Source organism: Streptomyces afghaniensis, assembly GCF_044327915.1.
GTDB classification, from domain to species: Bacteria; Actinomycetota; Actinomycetes; order Streptomycetales; family Streptomycetaceae; genus Streptomyces; species Streptomyces afghaniensis.
The window spans coordinates 677,351-693,844 of record NZ_JBIRGJ010000004.1 but is presented as its reverse complement, the minus strand read 5'-3'; the positions used below and the strand labels follow the sequence as shown (position 1 = coordinate 693,844).

11 protein-coding genes are annotated in these 16,494 nt (G+C 71.1%); 4 read left to right on the top strand and 7 right to left on the bottom strand.

Features of this window, described 5'->3' with window-relative positions; all coding sequences use genetic code 11:
- Nucleotides 1-133: 133 nt before the first annotated feature.
- From katG to ACH4G3_RS17610, 5 genes are all read right to left on the bottom strand, one after another.
- Nucleotides 134-2,359 (bottom strand): catalase/peroxidase HPI, encoded by a 2,226-nt coding sequence (katG, locus tag ACH4G3_RS17630; RefSeq protein WP_397625317.1) that lies wholly within the window; start codon nt 2,357-2,359, stop codon nt 134-136.
- 51 nt (nt 2,360-2,410) lie between these two features.
- A complete protein-coding gene (locus ACH4G3_RS17625; RefSeq protein ID WP_354742483.1) occupies nt 2,411-2,848 on the bottom strand; it encodes a Fur family transcriptional regulator in 438 nt (145 codons plus the stop codon).
- 179 nt (nt 2,849-3,027) lie between these two features.
- Nucleotides 3,028-3,945 carry an HpcH/HpaI aldolase/citrate lyase family protein gene (locus ACH4G3_RS17620; RefSeq protein ID WP_397625316.1) on the bottom strand — a complete coding sequence of 306 codons (918 nt, stop codon included), beginning with the start codon at nt 3,943-3,945 and terminating at the stop codon, nt 3,028-3,030.
- A complete protein-coding gene (locus tag ACH4G3_RS17615) occupies nt 3,935-5,140 on the bottom strand; it encodes a CaiB/BaiF CoA transferase family protein (protein ID WP_397625512.1) in 1,206 nt (401 codons plus the stop codon). Before ACH4G3_RS17615 ends, ACH4G3_RS17620 begins: the two co-directional genes overlap by 11 nt.
- 136 nt (nt 5,141-5,276) lie before the next feature.
- Complete coding sequence (locus tag ACH4G3_RS17610) at nt 5,277-6,200, bottom strand: LysR family transcriptional regulator (RefSeq protein WP_397625315.1); 924 nt, start codon at nt 6,198-6,200, stop codon at nt 5,277-5,279.
- Nucleotides 6,201-6,366: 166 nt separating this feature from the next.
- Between ACH4G3_RS17610 and ACH4G3_RS17605 the strand changes: the two genes are divergently transcribed.
- Nucleotides 6,367-7,809, top strand: a complete 1,443-nt coding sequence (locus ACH4G3_RS17605; RefSeq protein ID WP_397625314.1) for a CitMHS family transporter — start codon at nt 6,367-6,369, stop codon at nt 7,807-7,809.
- 197 nt (nt 7,810-8,006) lie between these two features.
- On the opposite strand, the gene ACH4G3_RS17600 is transcribed toward ACH4G3_RS17605, so the two are convergent.
- Nucleotides 8,007-8,909: a coiled-coil domain-containing protein gene (locus tag ACH4G3_RS17600; RefSeq protein ID WP_397625313.1), complete on the bottom strand. Its 903-nt coding sequence runs from the start codon at nt 8,907-8,909 to the stop codon at nt 8,007-8,009.
- A gap of 169 nt (nt 8,910-9,078) precedes the next feature.
- Here ACH4G3_RS17600 and ACH4G3_RS17595 point away from each other — a divergent pair, with 169 nt between their 5' ends.
- The gene (locus tag ACH4G3_RS17595; RefSeq protein ID WP_397625312.1) at nt 9,079-10,524 is read left to right on the top strand and encodes a glyceraldehyde-3-phosphate dehydrogenase; all 1,446 of its coding nucleotides are present in this window, start codon (nt 9,079-9,081) and stop codon (nt 10,522-10,524) included.
- Between the two features lie 80 nt (nt 10,525-10,604).
- On the opposite strand, the gene ACH4G3_RS17590 is transcribed toward ACH4G3_RS17595, so the two are convergent.
- Complete coding sequence (locus tag ACH4G3_RS17590; RefSeq protein ID WP_397625311.1) at nt 10,605-13,766, bottom strand: RICIN domain-containing protein; 3,162 nt, start codon at nt 13,764-13,766, stop codon at nt 10,605-10,607.
- Nucleotides 13,767-14,002: 236 nt separating this feature from the next.
- Between ACH4G3_RS17590 and ACH4G3_RS17585 the strand changes: the two genes are divergently transcribed.
- Together ACH4G3_RS17585 and ACH4G3_RS17580 are read left to right on the top strand one after the other, a co-directional pair.
- Nucleotides 14,003-15,544: an ABC transporter substrate-binding protein gene (locus ACH4G3_RS17585; protein WP_397625310.1), complete on the top strand. Its 1,542-nt coding sequence runs from the start codon at nt 14,003-14,005 to the stop codon at nt 15,542-15,544.
- A gap of 13 nt (nt 15,545-15,557) precedes the next feature.
- On the top strand, nt 15,558-16,484 hold the full coding sequence (locus ACH4G3_RS17580; RefSeq protein WP_397625309.1) for an ABC transporter permease: 927 nt from the start codon (nt 15,558-15,560) through the stop codon (nt 16,482-16,484).
- The last annotated feature ends 10 nt before the right edge of the window (nt 16,485-16,494 follow it).

Sequence of the window (16,494 nt, the reverse complement as noted above, 5' to 3'; positions counted from 1 at the left end):
CCGCGGTCCTTGCCGTTTCATGGTGAGAGTTGGGTAAGTGATGTTCTTACTTTGAAGGGCTTTTGACGGTTCCTCAGGCAACCAGCAGCACGCCCGGGCCTCCCGGCCCGGGCGTGCTGTCATGCGGAGGTGATCAGACCAGGTCGAACCGGTCCAGGTTCATGACCTTGACCCACGCGGCGACGAAGTCGTTCACGAACTTCTCCTTCGCGTCGTCGCTCGCGTAGACCTCGGCGAGCGCGCGCAGCTCGGAGTTCGAGCCGAAGACCAGGTCGGCGCGGGAGCCGGCCCACTTGACCTCGCCGGTGGCCGCGTCGCGGCCCTCGAACGTGGTCTGGTCCTCGGAGGTCGCCTTCCACGTCGTACCCAGGTCGAGCAGGTTGACGAAGAAGTCGTTGGTCAGCGAGCCGGGCGTCGTGGTGAGGGCGCCGAGCTGGGACTGCTGGTAGTTGGCGCCCAGCACCCGCAGGCCGCCGACCAGGACGGTCATCTCGGGGGCGCTCAGCGTGAGCAGGTTCGCCCTGTCGAGCAGCAGATACTCGGCCGGCAGGCGGTTGCCCTTGCCGTGGTAGTTGCGGAACCCGTCGGCGGTCGGCTCGAGCGCCTCGAAGGACTCGGCGTCGGTGTGCTCCTCCGTCGCGTCCACGCGGCCCGGCGTGAAGGGGACCTCCACCTGGAAGCCGGCTTCCTTGGCGGCCTTCTCGACGGCGGCCGTGCCACCGAGGACGATCAGGTCGGCCAGGGAGACCTTCTTGGCGCCGGCGCCGGCGTTGAACTCCTGCTGGATGTTCTCCAGGACGCGCAGCACCTGGGCCAGCTCGTCGGGCTCGTTGACCTCCCAGCCGCGCTGCGGCTCCAGGCGGATGCGGGCGCCGTTGGCACCGCCGCGCTTGTCGCTGCCGCGGAAGGTGGAAGCCGAGGCCCAGGCGGTCGTGACCAGCTGCGAGACGGACAGGCCCGACTCGAGGAGCTTCGTCTTGAGGGTCGCGATGTCCCCGTCGTCGATGGGCTCGCCCTCGGCCTCGGGCAGCGGGTCCTGCCAGATCAGGGTCTCCTCCGGGACCTCCGGGCCGAGGTACAGCGACTTCGGGCCCATGTCACGGTGGGTCAGCTTGAACCAGGCGCGGGCGAAGGCGTCCGCGAACTCCTGCGGGTTCTCGTAGAACCGGCGGGAGATCGGCTCGTAGATCGGGTCGAAGCGCAGCGCCAGGTCGGTGGTGAGCATCTTCGGGCGGTGCTTCTTGGAGGAGTCGTGCGCGTCCGGGACGATCTCCGGGGCGTCCTTCGCCACCCACTGGTTGGCGCCGGCCGGGCTCTGCTCGAGCTCGTACTCGAACTCGAAGAGGTTCTTGAAGAACCCGTTGCTCCACTGGGTGGGCGTCGAGGTCCAGGTGACCTCCAGGCCGGAGGTGATGGCGTCCCCGCCCTTGCCCGTGCCGTAGGTGCTGCGCCAGCCCAGGCCCTGCTCCTCCATGGAGGCGGCCTCGGGGTCGGCGCCGACGTGGTCGGCCGGGCCCGCGCCGTGGGTCTTGCCGAAGGTGTGACCACCGGCGATCAGGGCGACGGTCTCCTCGTCGTTCATCGCCATGCGGCGGAACGTCTCACGGATGTCGCGGGCCGCGGCGATCGGGTCCGGGTTGCCGTTCGGGCCCTCGGGGTTGACGTAGATGAGGCCCATCTGGACGGCGCCGAGCGGGTTCTCCAGCTCGCGGTCGCCGGTGTAGCGCTTGTCGTCGAGCCAGGTGGTCTCGGGGCCCCAGTACACGTCCTCCTCGGGCTCCCAGACGTCCTCGCGGCCGCCGGCGAAGCCGAAGGTCTCGAAGCCCATCTGCTCCAGGGCGACGTTGCCGGTGAGGATCATGAGGTCGGCCCAGGAGATGCTCTGGCCGTACTTCTTCTTCACGGGCCACAGCAGACGGCGGGCCTTGTCGAGGTTGCCGTTGTCCGGCCAGCTGTTGAGCGGGGCGAAGCGCTGCTGGCCGGCGCCGGCGCCGCCGCGACCGTCACTGATGCGGTACGTGCCCGCGCTGTGCCAGGCCATACGGATCATCAGAGGGCCGTAGTTGCCGAAGTCGGCCGGCCACCAGTCCTGCGAGGTGGCCAGCACCTCCGCGATGTCCTGCTTCACGGCCGCGAGGTCGAGGGCCTGGAACGCCTCGGCGTAGTCGAACTCCTCACCGAGCGGGTTGGCCACCTCGGGGTTCTTGGCAAGGATCTTCAGGTTGAGGCGCTCCGGCCACCACTGACGGTTGCCGCCACCCTGGGTGGGGTGCAGGGCGCGGCCGTGCGCCACGGGGCAGCCGCCGCTCGTCTCCTCCTGCTTCGCGTCGGTGACGATCGCGTCGTGGTTCTCAGTCATGGAAATCCTTCCGGACGGGGTGGATCACGGTGCTCGGGTGGATCACGTCGCTCAGGTGCTGCGGGCGGTGGAGCAGGCGGGGCACAGGCCCCAGTAGATGACCTCGGCCTCGTCCACGGCGAAGCCGCGGTCGTCGGACGCGGTCAGGCAGGGGGCGTGGCCGACCGCGCAGTCGACGTCGGCGACGGCCCCGCAGGACCGGCACACGAGGTGGTGGTGGTTGTCGCCGACCCGTCCCTCGTACAGGGCTGGGCTGCCTGGCGGTTCGAGGCGGCGTATGAGTCCCGCCGCGGTGAGTGCGTGGAGCCCCTCGTACACGGCCTGGACGGAGATGTGGCCGACGCGGCCGCGTACCTCGGAGGCGATCGACTCGGCGCCGAGGTGGTCGCCGTCCCGCACGGCCTGGAGCAGTGCGACGCGGGCGGCCGTCACCCTCAGGCCGGCGCCGCGCAGTTCCTCGGCGACGGTGGGGTTCCGGGATGCGGTCATGGCGGACAACCTAGCCGCACAAACACGAATGATTCAAGAAAACGAAGGGTTCAATTTTCGTGTCGTACTGGTGCTGCCCGGTGTGGCCCCTGTGCGGCTTGGTGCGGCAGCCCTGTTGATGCACTGTGAGCTCCGTCACAGCATCGATGATCGCGCTTCGGAGCGGTGGCGGGATGGTGTCAGCCGTGTCCGTGTCGCGCTAGCACCGTCCGTGCGGTTTCGGCCATGGCCTCGTCGACCATCCGGCCCTCGAAGGTGAGGGCGCCGACGCCGTCGCGCTGGGCCGCTTCCACGGCTGCGACGAGGCGCGCACAGCGGTCCACCTCTTCGGGGGTGGGCGCGAAGACCTCGTTGATCACGGGGACGTGGGTCGGGTGGACGGCCATCATCCCCTCGTAGCCGAGGGCGCGGTTCTGCTCGGCGAAGGCGCGCAGGCCCGTCAGGTCCGCGATGTCCGTCCACAGTCCGGTGACGGGGCACGGCACTCCGGCGGCGCGGACGTCGAGCAGGACGCGGGAGCGGAGGGCCAGGGTCTCGGTGCCCTGCGGGCTCCAGCGGTAGCCGACGGCGCGCTCCACGTCGCCGCCGGGTGCGGTCAGGGCGCCGACGTAGGCGACGCGGGGGGCCGCGGCGGCGATGTCGTAGGCGTCGTGCAGGGCGCGGGCCGACTCCAGCAGCGGGACGAGGGCCGTCGCGCCGGCGGGCATGCCGTGCTCGTGTTCGCACCAGCCGATGAGGCGGTCCGCGAACCGTACGTCGGCGTCGGTGTGCACCTTGGGCAGGACCACCCCGGCCAGTCCGGGGCGTACGACGGCACGCAGTTCCTCGGCGGCGGTCCAGTCGCCGAGCGGGTTGACGCGGACGAACAGGGCCATGCCGCCGGCCGGTTCCGCGGCGGCCTCCGCCAGGGCCTCGGCCACGCGGGCGCGGGCGAGCGGCTTGCCGGGGGCGGGCACCGCGTCCTCCAGGTCGAGGACGACGGCGTCGGCACCGGCCGCGCGCGCCTTGGGCAGCCAGTCCGTGCGGAGTCCTGGGACGAAGAGGAGGGAGCGGAGCGGGGGACGGGGGGTCGTCGTGCTGTGGGGTTCAGACGACATCGTTCTTCTCCAGTTCGGCCAGTTCCTGGTCGCTCAGCCCGAGCCAGTCCCGGTACACGAGGTCGTTGTCCTGGCCCAGCGCCGGCCCGGTGCGCCAGACGCGGCCGGGGCGCTGCCGGAAGTGCGGGATGACCGCCTGCATCCGGACGTCGCCCAGGTCGGGATCGTCCACGGTGACGATGTCGCCGCGCTCCGCGTAGACCGGGTCGGAGGCGATGTCGGCCGCGTCGAACACCCGGGAGGCCACCACCTCGGCGCGGGCGAAGGCCTCAAGGCACTCGGCGGCGGTGCGCCCGGCCACCCACTCCCGCAGCCCGTCGTCCAACTCCCCGCGCCGTGCGTGCTGTTGCTCCGACGTGGCGAACTCCTCCTCCGGCAGCCCCAGCAGCCTGGCCACGTTGCGCACCGAGCGCGGGGTCGCGGAGGTCACAGTGATCCACTGCTCGTCGCGGGAGCGGTAGGTGTTGATCACGGCGGCGGGCGCGACCGCCAGCTGGTTGCCGGAGCGCTGCGGCACGGTTCCCAGCTGGTCGTGGACGATGACCTGCCACTCGACGAGCCGGAACAGGGGCTCGAACAGGGCGAGATCGATCCACTCGCCGTCGAACCCGGGGTCGTGGTCGCGCCGGTGGAGAGCGGCGAGGACGGCGTAGGCGCCCATCAGGCCGGTCACGGCGTCGCCGTGCGAGAAACCGGTGTGGACGGGCGGCCCGTCGGGGGAACCGGTCAGATGCACGACGCCGCTGCGGGCCTCGCCCATCTTGCCGAACCCCGGTGCGTCGGCCTGGCTGGAGGTGGCGCCGAAGCCGGAGATCTGCAGCAGGACGGCCTTCGGGTTGATCCGGTGCACGGCCTCCCAGTCGAGGCCCCAGCGGCGCAGGCGCCCGGCACGCAGGGTGACGATGACGACGTCCGCCCAGGCGACGAGCCGGTGGGCGACCGCCCGGCCCGCCTCGTGGTGCAGGTCGAGCGTGACGGAGCGCTTGTTGCGGGCGGCCACCTTGAACCACAGGGGAACGCCGTTGCGCCGGGGCCCCATCGCGCGGGCGGCGTCGCCGGCGCCCGGGGGTTCGACGTGGACCACGTCCGCTCCCTGGTCGGCGAGCATCGAACCCGCGAGCGGACCGGCCACCACATGAGCGAACTCGACCACTTTCAGTCCGCGCAACTGCCCCTGTCCGGTGGCGTTCGGCATGTCCTTGTCCGGCACGGATGCGTCCCCTCGGCTCAGCTGGTCGGTTCTTCAGACTGCCGAGGTCCAGAAATGCCTGTCCAGCAATAGAAGGCCATCAATCCATGCGGTTCGCGCATGAATCGGTTCTCGCCGGTGCTCAGGCCCAGGAGACTCCCGGCGGCAGGTCCCTGCCCTGGGCGCGGAAGTCCTCGAGCGTCTCCAAGAAGTGCTCCGTGACGCGCGGGAGGGTACGGCGGGCGCGCAGCGCGATGTCGAGGCGCCGGTCGACCACGGGGTCGACGAGCGGCCGGAACACGAAGGGGCCGGTGCCCAGCAGCGGCAGCACCAGGGCGGGCAGTGCGCTCACCCCGAGGCCGGCGGCGACCAGTCCGCCGACCGTAGCGACACTGCCGGCCTCCGCCGCCGGTACGGCACGTGCGTCCACCTGGCCGAACGCGGCGTCCGTGAGCCGCCGCACGCTCGAGTCCCGTCCGACGGCGAGGAACGGCTCGCGGGCCAGCTCCGCCCAGCCGACCTCGTCGCGGGCGGCGAGCGGATGGTCCTCGCGCAGGACCGCGACGAAACGGTCGCGCACCAACGGGCGGTGCTCCAGCCGCTCGGGCGGCACGCCGACCGTGGTGATGGCGAAGTCCGCGTCGCCGGACAGAACCCGGTTCAGCACGGCCCGTTCCAGGCCGTCCAGCAGACGTACGGCGACGCGCGGCCGGTCCGTGCGGAAGCCGGAGATGACCTGCGGAAGCAGCACCGCGGCGACGGACGGCAGGGTGGCGACGGCGACGGTGCCGGACTCGCCGAGCAGGAAGCGGTCCAGTTCCTTCATCCCGGCCCGGTGGGCGCTGAGGATCTGCTCGGCGATCCGCAGCGCCTCGGCGCCCGCGGCGGTCAACTGCACGTTGCGCGTGTCGCGTTCGAGCAGTTGGGCGCCGACCTGCCGCTCCAGGTCGGCCACCGCGCGGCTGAGGGACGACTGCGAGACGCCCAACTGGGCGGCCGCCGCGGTGAAACTCGTCGCCCGGGCGACGGCCGCGTACGCCGTCAGCTGACGCAGGGTGGCATCCATGGCCGGGAAGCGTACGTCAGAGCGAGCCGATTGATGCGGGGATCGCATGGACAGATGCCGGTTTGATGCTGGACAGGGATCATCCGGCGCTCGGACACTCTCGGCTATCCCCGTACGCCCCGCTCTCCGCCGCCGGGGACCGCGACCCGAGAAAGCGAGCGCCACCATGCCGGCAGCCCTGGGCTTCGCCACGATCGCCCTGTTCCTGTTGCTCACCATGACCAAACGGGTCTCGGTGCTGGTCGCGCTGGTGCTGCTTCCGGTGCTCGCGGCGCTGGCGGGCGGGTTCGCGGGCGAGTTGGGCGGGATGGTGCTCGACGGGCTGTCGAAGGTGGCGCCGACCGGCATCATGATCGCCTTCGCCGTGCTGTACTTCAGCCTCATGGTGGACGCGGGCCTGTTCGATCCGCTGATCCGCGGTCTGCTGCGGCTGGCCAAGGGCGATCCGATGCGCGTCACCGTCGCCACGGCCGTTCTCACGCTGTGCGTGGCCCTGGACGGCGACGGCGCCTCCACGTTCCTCATCACCGTCTCCGCGCTGCTGCCCGTCTACCGGAAGCTGGGCATGAGTCCGCTGGTGCTGTCCGGGGTCGTCTGCCTGGGGGCGGGCGTGATGAACATGATCCCCTGGGGCGGGCCGACGGTGCGTGCCATGGCGGCACTGAAGCTGGAGAGTTCGGACGTCTTCACCCCGGTGCTGCCCGCGATGGGATTCGGGATCGCGTGGGTCCTGGTGGCGTCCTGGCTCATCGGCCGCCGGGAGCGGCAGCGGCTCGGCGCTCTCACCGGGCCGGGCGGGGAGGCCGCCGGCGAGCCGGTTACGGTGACGGCCTCCCCGCCCGGTGACGAGCCGGTTCCCGCGAGGGCCACCGCGCCCGACGACGAACCGGTCCCCGTGCGGGCCACCGCGCCCGACGACGAACCGGTCCCCGTGAAGGCCACCGCGCCGGGTGACGGGCCGGGTGCCGTCCGGGTCGCCGCGCCCGCGCCGCGCCCGCTGACGCTCTTCAACCTGCTGCTGACCGTCGTGCTCGTCGTGACGCTGATCCTGGAGGTCTTGCCGCTGCCGGTGCTGTTCGTCCTCGGGTTCGCGGTGGCTCTCCTGGTCAACCACCCCACGTGGGAACAGCAGCAGGCACTGCTCGACCGGCACGCGAAGAACGTCGTCCTCGTGACCACCATGATCTTCGCGGCCGGTGTGTTCACCGGGGTCCTCACCGGGACCGGGATGATCGACGACATGGCCGGGGCGCTCGTGTCCGTGATACCGGACTCCCTCGGCGCCCATCTGCCGGTCCTCGTGGCCGTCACGGGTATGCCGCTGAGTCTGGTCTTCACCCCGGACGCCTACTACTTCGGTGTCCTGCCCGTCCTCGCCGAGACGGCCCAGGGCTTCGGCACCGATCCGGCCGAGGTCGCCCGGGCCGCCATTCTCGGCCAGATGACGACGGGTTTCCCGCTCAGCCCGCTCACCGCCGCCACGTTCATCCTGGTCGGCATGAGCGGCGTCCAGCTCGGCGAGCACCAGCGTTTCATCTTCCGATGGGCCTTCGCCACCACGCTCGTGATGACCGCCGGTGCCGTCCTCACCGGCGCCTTCTCCCTCTGACGGAGGATCGGCTCCGGCGGTGGGCCGTGTGGGCCGCGGCGGGGCTCTCCGGGGCGACGCGGGCGGGCTGGGACGGTTGTACGGGCCGAAGATCGGCGCCGACGGCAGACCGGTTCCCGGTGACGGGAAGGCCATAAGAACCGGCACATCCGCCTGGCCGACCCGCCCCACGAGAACCGGCCCGCCTACCGGCCCGTCTACCGGCCGTCCGGCGAGGTCAGGCGTTCGAGCTGGGCGGCGGCCGTCGCGGCTTTGCGATCCGCTTCGCGGACGCGGCGGTCGGCCGTGCGCGCCCGTTCCCGGGCCGACCGCTCGGCGAAGCGAGCCTGCTGGTGCTCCTCCCTGGTACGGGCCAGTTCCTCGGTGAGTTCGCCGACGCGCCGCTGAAGGCGGTCCACCTGCTGCTTCGCCTCCTCCGTGGCCCGTCCGGCGGCCGCCGCCTCGTCCTTGAGCGCCCGCAGCTCCCGGTCGGCGGTCTCGGCCTCCCGGCGGGCCTGCGCCAGGCGTCGCCGCTGTTGCTCGCCGGCCTTCCGGTCCGGACGGGAGGGAGCCGTCGCGGCGGATGGGCGACCCTGTGTCGTGGCACCTCCCGGGACGGTGCCCTCCGCCACGGCGCTCGCGGCGGCGGCCGGGAATCCGACGGCGGCACTGAGCGGCTTGGCCAGCCGGCCGCTCGCCCATGCCTCCGCGGCCTCGGGGTCGGCCAGGACGGCGTGCAGGGTGTTCTCGACCTCGCGCTGCACGCCTTCGCCGATCGGATGGCCGGCCTCCACGGCGAGCTGCCGGGCCTGAGCCGACAGGGCGCGGATGAGCGCGTGCTGCTGCCGGCTCAGTTCGCGCAGCTGTGTGCGGTCCAGGGAGTGGTGGGCCTGCCGCAGCCCTTCGCCCAGGCGGAGCAGGGGCTCGACATCGCCGGGCCGGCTGCGCACCAGGAGGTTGCTGGCCCAGGCCGCGAGGCTGGGTTTGCGCAACGTGCCGATCCGCTCGGCGAGTTCACGGTCGCCGGCCGTGCGGGCGGCGGCCACGGCCGAGGAGCGGGCGGCGGTGAACTCCTCCGGCCGCAGGGCGTACAGCTCGTCGGCCACAGCGTCGAAGTCCATGAGCGTCCCTTTCGCGTGGCGGCGCTGTTCCGATCATCCCAGGCGAGGGCGCGAGGGGCTCGTGGAGTGCGGCGTTCCGGAGGGGCGGAACGCTCCGGAGGTACCCCGTTCATGATCCAGAAATCGACGGTTTAACATATGAGCGCCGCCTAGCTCGAAAGATGGATCTGTGACTGTCAACGACGACTCGTTCACCAACTGGAAGAACCGCGAGGAGATCGCGGAGTCGATGATCCCGATCATCGGGAAGCTGCACCGGGAGCGGGACGTGACCGTCCTGCTGCACAGCCGCTCCCTGGTGAACAAGTCGGTGGTCAGCATCCTCAAGACCCACCGGTTCGCCCGGCAGATCGCCGGTGCGGAGCTCTCCGTCACCGAGACGCTGCCGTTCCTGCAGACCCTGGCCGAGCTCGACCTCGGGCCGTCCCAGATCGACATCGGCATGCTCGCCGCGACGTACCGCGAGGACGACCGCGGTCTGTCGATCGCAGAGTTCACCGCCGAGGCCGTCGCCGGAGCCACCGGCGCCAACAAGATCGAGCGCCGCGAGGGCCGGGACGTCGTCCTCTACGGCTTCGGCCGCATCGGCCGGCTCGTCGCCCGGCTGCTGATCGAGAAGGCCGGCTCGGGCAACGGTCTGCGGCTGCGGGCCATCGTCGTGCGCGGCGGTGGCGAGCAGGACATCGTCAAGCGGGCGTCCCTGCTGCGCCGCGACTCCATCCACGGCCAGTTCCAGGGCACGATCACCGTCGACGAGGCGAACAGCACGATCGTCGCCAACGGCAACGCGATCAAGGTGATCTACGCGAACGACCCGTCCGAGGTCGACTACACGGCGTACGGCATCAAGGACGCCATCCTCATCGACAACACCGGCAAGTGGCGCGACCGCGAGGGCCTGTCCACGCACCTGCGCCCGGGCATCGACAAGGTCGTGCTGACCGCGCCCGGCAAGGGCGACGTCCCGAACATCGTGCACGGCGTCAACCACGACACGATCAAGCCGGACGAGCAGATCCTGTCCTGCGCCTCCTGCACCACCAACGCGATCGTGCCGCCGCTGAAGGCGATGGACGACGAGTTCGGGGTCCAGCGCGGGCACGTGGAGACCGTCCACTCGTTCACCAACGACCAGAACCTGCTGGACAACTACCACAAGTCCGAGCGCCGGGGCCGCAGCGCGCCGCTCAACATGGTCATCACCGAGACGGGTGCCGCCTCCGCCGTCGCCAAGGCGCTGCCCGACCTCAAGGCGAAGATCACCGGCAGCTCCATCCGGGTCCCGGTGCCGGACGTCTCCATCGCGATCCTCAACCTGCAGCTCGCGCGGGAGACCACCCGCCAGAAGGTGCTCGACTACCTGCGCGAGGTGTCGCTGACCTCGCCGCTGAAGCGCCAGATCGACTTCATCAGCGCCCCCGACGCGGTCTCCAGCGACTTCATCGGCTCGCGCCACGCCTCGATCGTCGACGCCGGCGCCACCAAGGTCGAGGGCGACAACGCGATCCTCTACCTCTGGTACGACAACGAGTTCGGCTACTCCTGCCAGGTCATCCGTGTCGTGCAGCACGTGTCCGGGGTGGAGTACCCGACGTACCCGGCTCCGGCGGTCTGATCCCGCTGCCTGATCCCTCTGACTGACCCCTGGGGACGACGCGGGGCGTGTCCGGCTGGCACGCCCCGCGTTCCCGTGTGTCAGGAGCGGGTCAGCTCGATCCTGTACTGCCGTGCCCGCGAGCCGTCCTCGCTGCTCACGGTGACGACGGCCAGGCGTGATGTCTCCTTGCGGACCGTCACGCTCGCGTACGGATCGCGCGGCGTGGCGGTGACCTTCGCCCGGTCCGGGCGGCCGGTGCTCACGCGGTATTCCGTCCGGTCCGGGTCGAAGCCGCCGATGGCCACGCCGTCCACCTCGACCGACGCGGCGGCGGCGTCCGCGGAGGCGCCGGGTGTCCTGGCGAAGAGTTCGATCTCCCCGAGGGTGATGTAGCCGCCCGGCCGGGCCGTCATGACCACGCGCGCCCCGGTCACCGGGCCGGAGGCACGCACCGGGACGTCGACGACGGGTGTGCCCTCGGTACCGACGGGCACGGTCCCGCTCGCGTCGGTCCAGGTGCCGTCGGCCCCGCGCACCTGCACCTTGAGGGACTCCGCGAAGCTGACGTTGGTGCCGTCGCGGTGGAAGTGGGTCACGACCCGGGTCAGATCGCGTGCCTCGGGCAGCGTGAAGGTGATGGTGTCGGACGGGTTCTTCGTGCCGGACCTCCAGTTCGACCAGGCCTTCTCGGAGGTGTTGCCGTTGCGCAGGCCCTCGGCGGAGTAGCCGCTCTCGGTGTAGGTCGCGCCGACCGTCACGCCCTCGTCGGGCGCGGTGTTCTTCTCCCGGGCTGCGGTGACCTGGACGCGTACGGTCGCCGCCGCTTCGGAACCGCCGGGGACATGGGCGGTGCCGCGCAAGGTCACCACTCCGGCGTCGTCGAACGCGCCGTCGGGAGCGGGGTCCCAGGTGACCGGGAGGCCGGCGGTTCCGCCGTGCCGTCCGACGCCGGTGACGGTGGCGGGCAGGCCGGGCCGTCCGCCGGTGTAGGTCTTGGCGCGGGCCGGGAGGGTGGAGGCGATGGTGTCCACGGTGACCACCGCCTCGGCGCGGACGGTCCGTCCGAGGGCGTCGGTCGCCTTGCCCTTGACCCGCACGGTTCCGGGCTTGCTCCAGCGCGCCTCGGAGGGCAGTGTCCACTGCACGGGGAGCGCGCCTCGGGCGCCGTCCCGGAAGACGGGCGTCACGGTGTCAGGCAGTTCGGGCGCGCGGCCGGGGACGGTGAACGCCTCGGCCGGCTGCGTACGCAGCACCGTCTCGTCGGTCACGGCCCAGCGCTGGTTCGCGGTGGAGGTGGGGAGGAGGGCCGACACGCGGGCGCCGTCCGCCGTCGACTGCCCGACGACGTCGAGCAGCCGGCCCGTGGCGGCGTTGACGAAGGTCCAGGTGCCGTCCCCGGTGGTCGACATGATCCACTGCGCGGCGGTTGTGTCGGCGTCCTCCAGGACGGCGTCGTCGTCCCGTACGGCGAGGCGTTCGCCCGTCTGCGCGTTCACGAGGGAATAGCGGTCACGGTTGCCGTCGCCGCGGGTCAGCTGTTCCACGGACCACAGCTGGGACTTGGCACCCGGGTCGGCCGTACGGACGACGACGCCCTTGCCGTCGGCGGACGGGGCCAGGGACTTGCCGCTCTGGGCTCCCTGGAGGCGGTAGACGTGGCCGGGCTGGACGAGCGCGGCGTCCTCGGAGGTGCCGGAAACGCCGTCGACGAGGAGGGAGGTGACCGACTTCGCCGGGACGGTCACCGTGGCGGAGTCGTCCTTCACCTTCACCGGTGTGCCGCGGACGAGCGCTCCGTCGGCGCTGGTCACCACGGGCGTGACGGTGGCGCCGGGGGCGACACGCTTGAACCGCGAGAGGTCCAGGGTCACGGCGCGCGGGGCCGTGCCGTTGTTGACGTGCACGACGGTCGCTCCGCGGCCGGACTTGCGTACGGCGGCGACGCTGGAGGGGTCGTCGGCCTTGACGAAGTGGTCGCCGGGCCGGATGTGGTGGGTGAAGTTGCGCAGGGTGTGGAACTTGGTGTTGGCGCGGATCGGGCAGGTCTCCAGGGTGTCCTGCGCGGTGCAGTTGAACGGGATGTGGATGCTGCCCCAGTTCTTGCCGGCCGCCGCCTGCGGGATGGAGTCCTCGACCGGCTGCCACAACACCCAGGCGGACGGCTCCAGTTCACGGATGTCCTCGACGACCCGGGTGGCGATGCCGAGCCCCGGTTCCATGCCGGTGAAGTCGGTGCCGGTCCCCCAGGTGCCCTCGACCTCGCTCATCCAGAACGGCTTGTCCGCGGCCTTGGCGCTGTCCCGGGCGCTGGTGCGCATGCCGGTGCCGTACGTGTGCACGTTGAGCTGGTCGACGGCGGCGCGGGCGGAGCCGTCGTAGGCGTTCCAGTTGCGGACGAAGGTGCTGGGGTTGGTCTCGTCCATCGCGGAGATCGTCGCGCGGGTCCTGGATTTCTCCAGTGCGCGGTGCAGGGCCAGTACGACCTTCTGCTGGAGTTCCGGGCCGGCGTGCGCGCCCTCCTGACGGCCCCCGGTGGGCTGTCCGTCGGGGCCGATCTGGGTGCCCCAGTAGTTGGTGTTGGGCTCGTTGAGCGGGGCGATGGTGTCGAACCTGATGCGGTGCTTCTTCTCCAGCTGCTCGGTCACCTTGACCAGGTAGGTGGCGAAGTCGTCGACGCGGTCGGCCCGTATCTGATCGGTGCCCGCGTCGAAGCCGCCCGAGACGTAGCCGCTGACGGTCTGGAACCAGGGCGGGGAGTTGCTGAACGCCTCCCAGCGGGTGACCTTCTTCTTGACGCGGTCCACCCACCAGCGCTGGCCCGGGTCGGCGGACCAGTCCCAGTGGTCGGGGTTGCCGGGGTTCCACCAGTCGGTGTCCTCCCTGGTGGTGCCCTCGGGGGCCTTCCAGAAGCCGTCCATCGTCGCGCCGGTCTTCATGTAGTCCTTGCGGACGTCCGGGGCGTTGCCGCCGCCGATGTTGTAGCGCGCGATGTTGAGGCGGAGGCCGTCCTCACCGAAGAGCATGTCGGCGAGCTTCTGCCGGATGGGTTCCGGGTAGCGGCCGGTGATGTTGGCGAACCAGACGAGGCTCGTCCCCCACCCTTCGAACTCCTGCTGCCGGTAGGACGGGTCGATCCGTACCGTGACCGCGCTGCCGGGCGGTTCGGCGGCAGCGGCAGGAGGTGCGGTCACGAGTCCCGCACCGAGTACCAGGGGGACGCCGGCCGCCAGTGCCCGGGCGAGGCGATGTCTGCTGGACATGAATTCCCTTCGAGAGCGAACAGAACCGCGCAGAACCAATCGAGTTTCCCGAATGTTTTAGGACGGCAATCAACACGTCAAGAGGTTCGGCGAGTTGGGAACCGATGCACACCTCTTGACGCGCTCCGCCTCGCCAGCCCAATAATGATCGCCCACATGGTGTCCACATATCTAAACGACGTTCTCTGTTGTGTACGCGAGCGAACGCGGGAGGCGTAGTGAACGCGGCAGGCGCAGTGACCGGTTCAGGCTTATCCCGCAGTCGTCCGATCGTCGCGTCCCTCGCCGTCCTGCTCGCCGCCTCCGGCTGCTCGGTGGCCGGCGCCGACCCCATCGGAGGCGGCCCGGACACCCTGCGCATCGTCCTGCCCGAGGAACCGCCGACGCTCGAACCCTGCGACGCCTCGCTGACCGCGACGGGCCGGGTGACTCGGGCCAACATCACCGAGGCGCTCACCGAGCGCGAACCGTCCACCGGACGCCTGGAACCCGCCCTCGCCACCAAGTGGACCCGCGATTCGGCCACTTCGTGGACCTTCACCCTCCGCAGGGGTGTCACCTTCCACGACGGCTCACCGTTCACAGCGGCAGCGGCCGCGTTCTCCGTGAAACGCGCCACGGACTCGGGGATCGACTGCAACGTCGACGGCTACATCTTCGCCGACAGCGAGCTCACCGCCACGCCCCTCGACGACACCACGCTCCGGGTCACCACGGCGAAGCCCGACCCGATCCTGCCGCTGCGCCTGTCCTTCGTCGAGATCGTGCCGCCGAGCACCGACCCCGACTCCCGGGTGCGCGAGCCGGTGGGCACGGGGCCTTACCGGATCGACGAGTGGAACCAGGGCCGCTATCTACGGCTGAAGCGCTTCCCCGGCTACTGGGGCAAGACCCCCGACTTCGCCGCCGCCGCGTATGTCTGGCGCGCCGAGGGCAGTGTGCGCGCGGCGATGGTGACGAACAACGAGGCGGATGTGGCGATCGGCCTCGCGCCGGAGGACGGGGCGGGTGACCGGGCCGTCGAGTTCGCCACCAACGAGGTCTCCTACCTGCGGATGGACGCCACCGAGCCGCCCTTGAACGACATCCGCATCCGGCAGGCCGTCAACTACGCCATCGACCGGGAGGGTCTGGTCACGGCGGTCTTCGCCGGCCGGCCCACCGGTCAGCTCGTGGCGAAGGGCGTCACCGGCCACAACCCGCGCCTGCGGCCGTGGCCCTACGACCCGGAACGTGCCCGCAAGCTCGTCGCCGAGGCCCGCGCCGACGGAGTCCGCACCGACACCACCCTCACCATCATCGGCCGCAACGGCATCTACCCGAAGGCCGCCGAGGCCATGGAAGTCGTCCAGGACGGCCTGATCAAGGCCGGGTTGAAGGTCAGGATCAAGATGCTCGACGTCAACGCCTGGCTGGAGTACCTGCTGCGTCCCTTCCCCGCCGGCGACACCGGCCCCACCCTCCTCCAGGCGCAGCACGGCAACCAGGCGGGGGACGCCGCGTTCACGATGGGGCAGATCTACGGCAGCAAGGGCGCCCAGAGCAGCTACGGCACCGCCGCGCTCGACACGCTCATCGAACAGGCCGAACTCGCCTCGGGCGGGAAACGGCAGCAGGCGTTCGCGGACGCGTTCGCCCACCAGAACGACAAGGTCGTACGGGACGCCGTCATGGCCAACATGACCGGCCTGCTGGCCCTCTCCCCCAAGGTCAGCTACCGGCCCGATCCGGCCACCAACGACGAGATGCGGCTCGCCGACATGCGGCGCGCGGACTGAGGGAGGACATCACGTGCTGACCCTGCTGCGCCGCCGCGCGGTCTCCAGCGTCGTCCCACTGCTCGTGGTGGTTCTCGGCGTGTTCTTCCTGGCCCGCCTCACCGGCGACCCCGCCAACCTGTACCTGCCGCTGAGCGCGACGCCCGAGATGCGGGCCGAGTTCGCCGCCCGCAACGGCCTGGACGACCCGCTGATCAGCCAGTTCGGCGACTACCTCGGCCAGGTCGCCCACCTCGACTTCGGCGAGTCGCTGCGCACCGCCCAGCCGGCCGGCGAGGCGGTCCTGCGGGCCTTCCCCGCCACCCTCCAACTCGCCGGCTGGACGATGCTGCTGGCCATCGTGGGCGCCGTGGTCATCGGCAGCCTGGCGGCCTACCGTCCGAACTCGGCGACCGACCGGATCGCGAGCTTCCTGTCCTCCACGGCGGCCAGCGTCCCCGACTTCTGGATCGCCATCATGGGCGTGCTGGTCTTCGCGGTCACCCTGGGCTGGCTGCCCACCTCCGGCACGAGCGGCGCCGCGGCGTGGGTGCTGCCCGTGGTCACGCTGCTGATCCGCCCGTTCGGCGTCCTGGTCCAGGTGGTGCGGGGCGCCATGGTCTCCGCGCTGTCCGCCCCGTACGTGAAGGTGGCCCGTGCCAAGGGGGCGTCCGAGCCCCGGGTGGTCTTCGGGCACGCCCTGCGCAACGCGGCCGCACCGGCGCTGACCGTCGCGGGCGATCTGGCCGTGGGGCTGGTCAACGGGGCCGTCGTCGTCGAGACGATCTTCGGCTGGCCCGGCATCGGCAAGCTCATGATCGACTCGGTGCTCCAGCGCGACTTCGCGGTGCTTCAGGCGGCCGTACTCCTGACCGCTCTGGCGATCTTCGCCCTCAACATCCTGGTGGACCTCTGCCACGCGCTGGTCGACCCTCGGGCACGGCAGCGGGCGGCGGCATGAGCCAAGGACG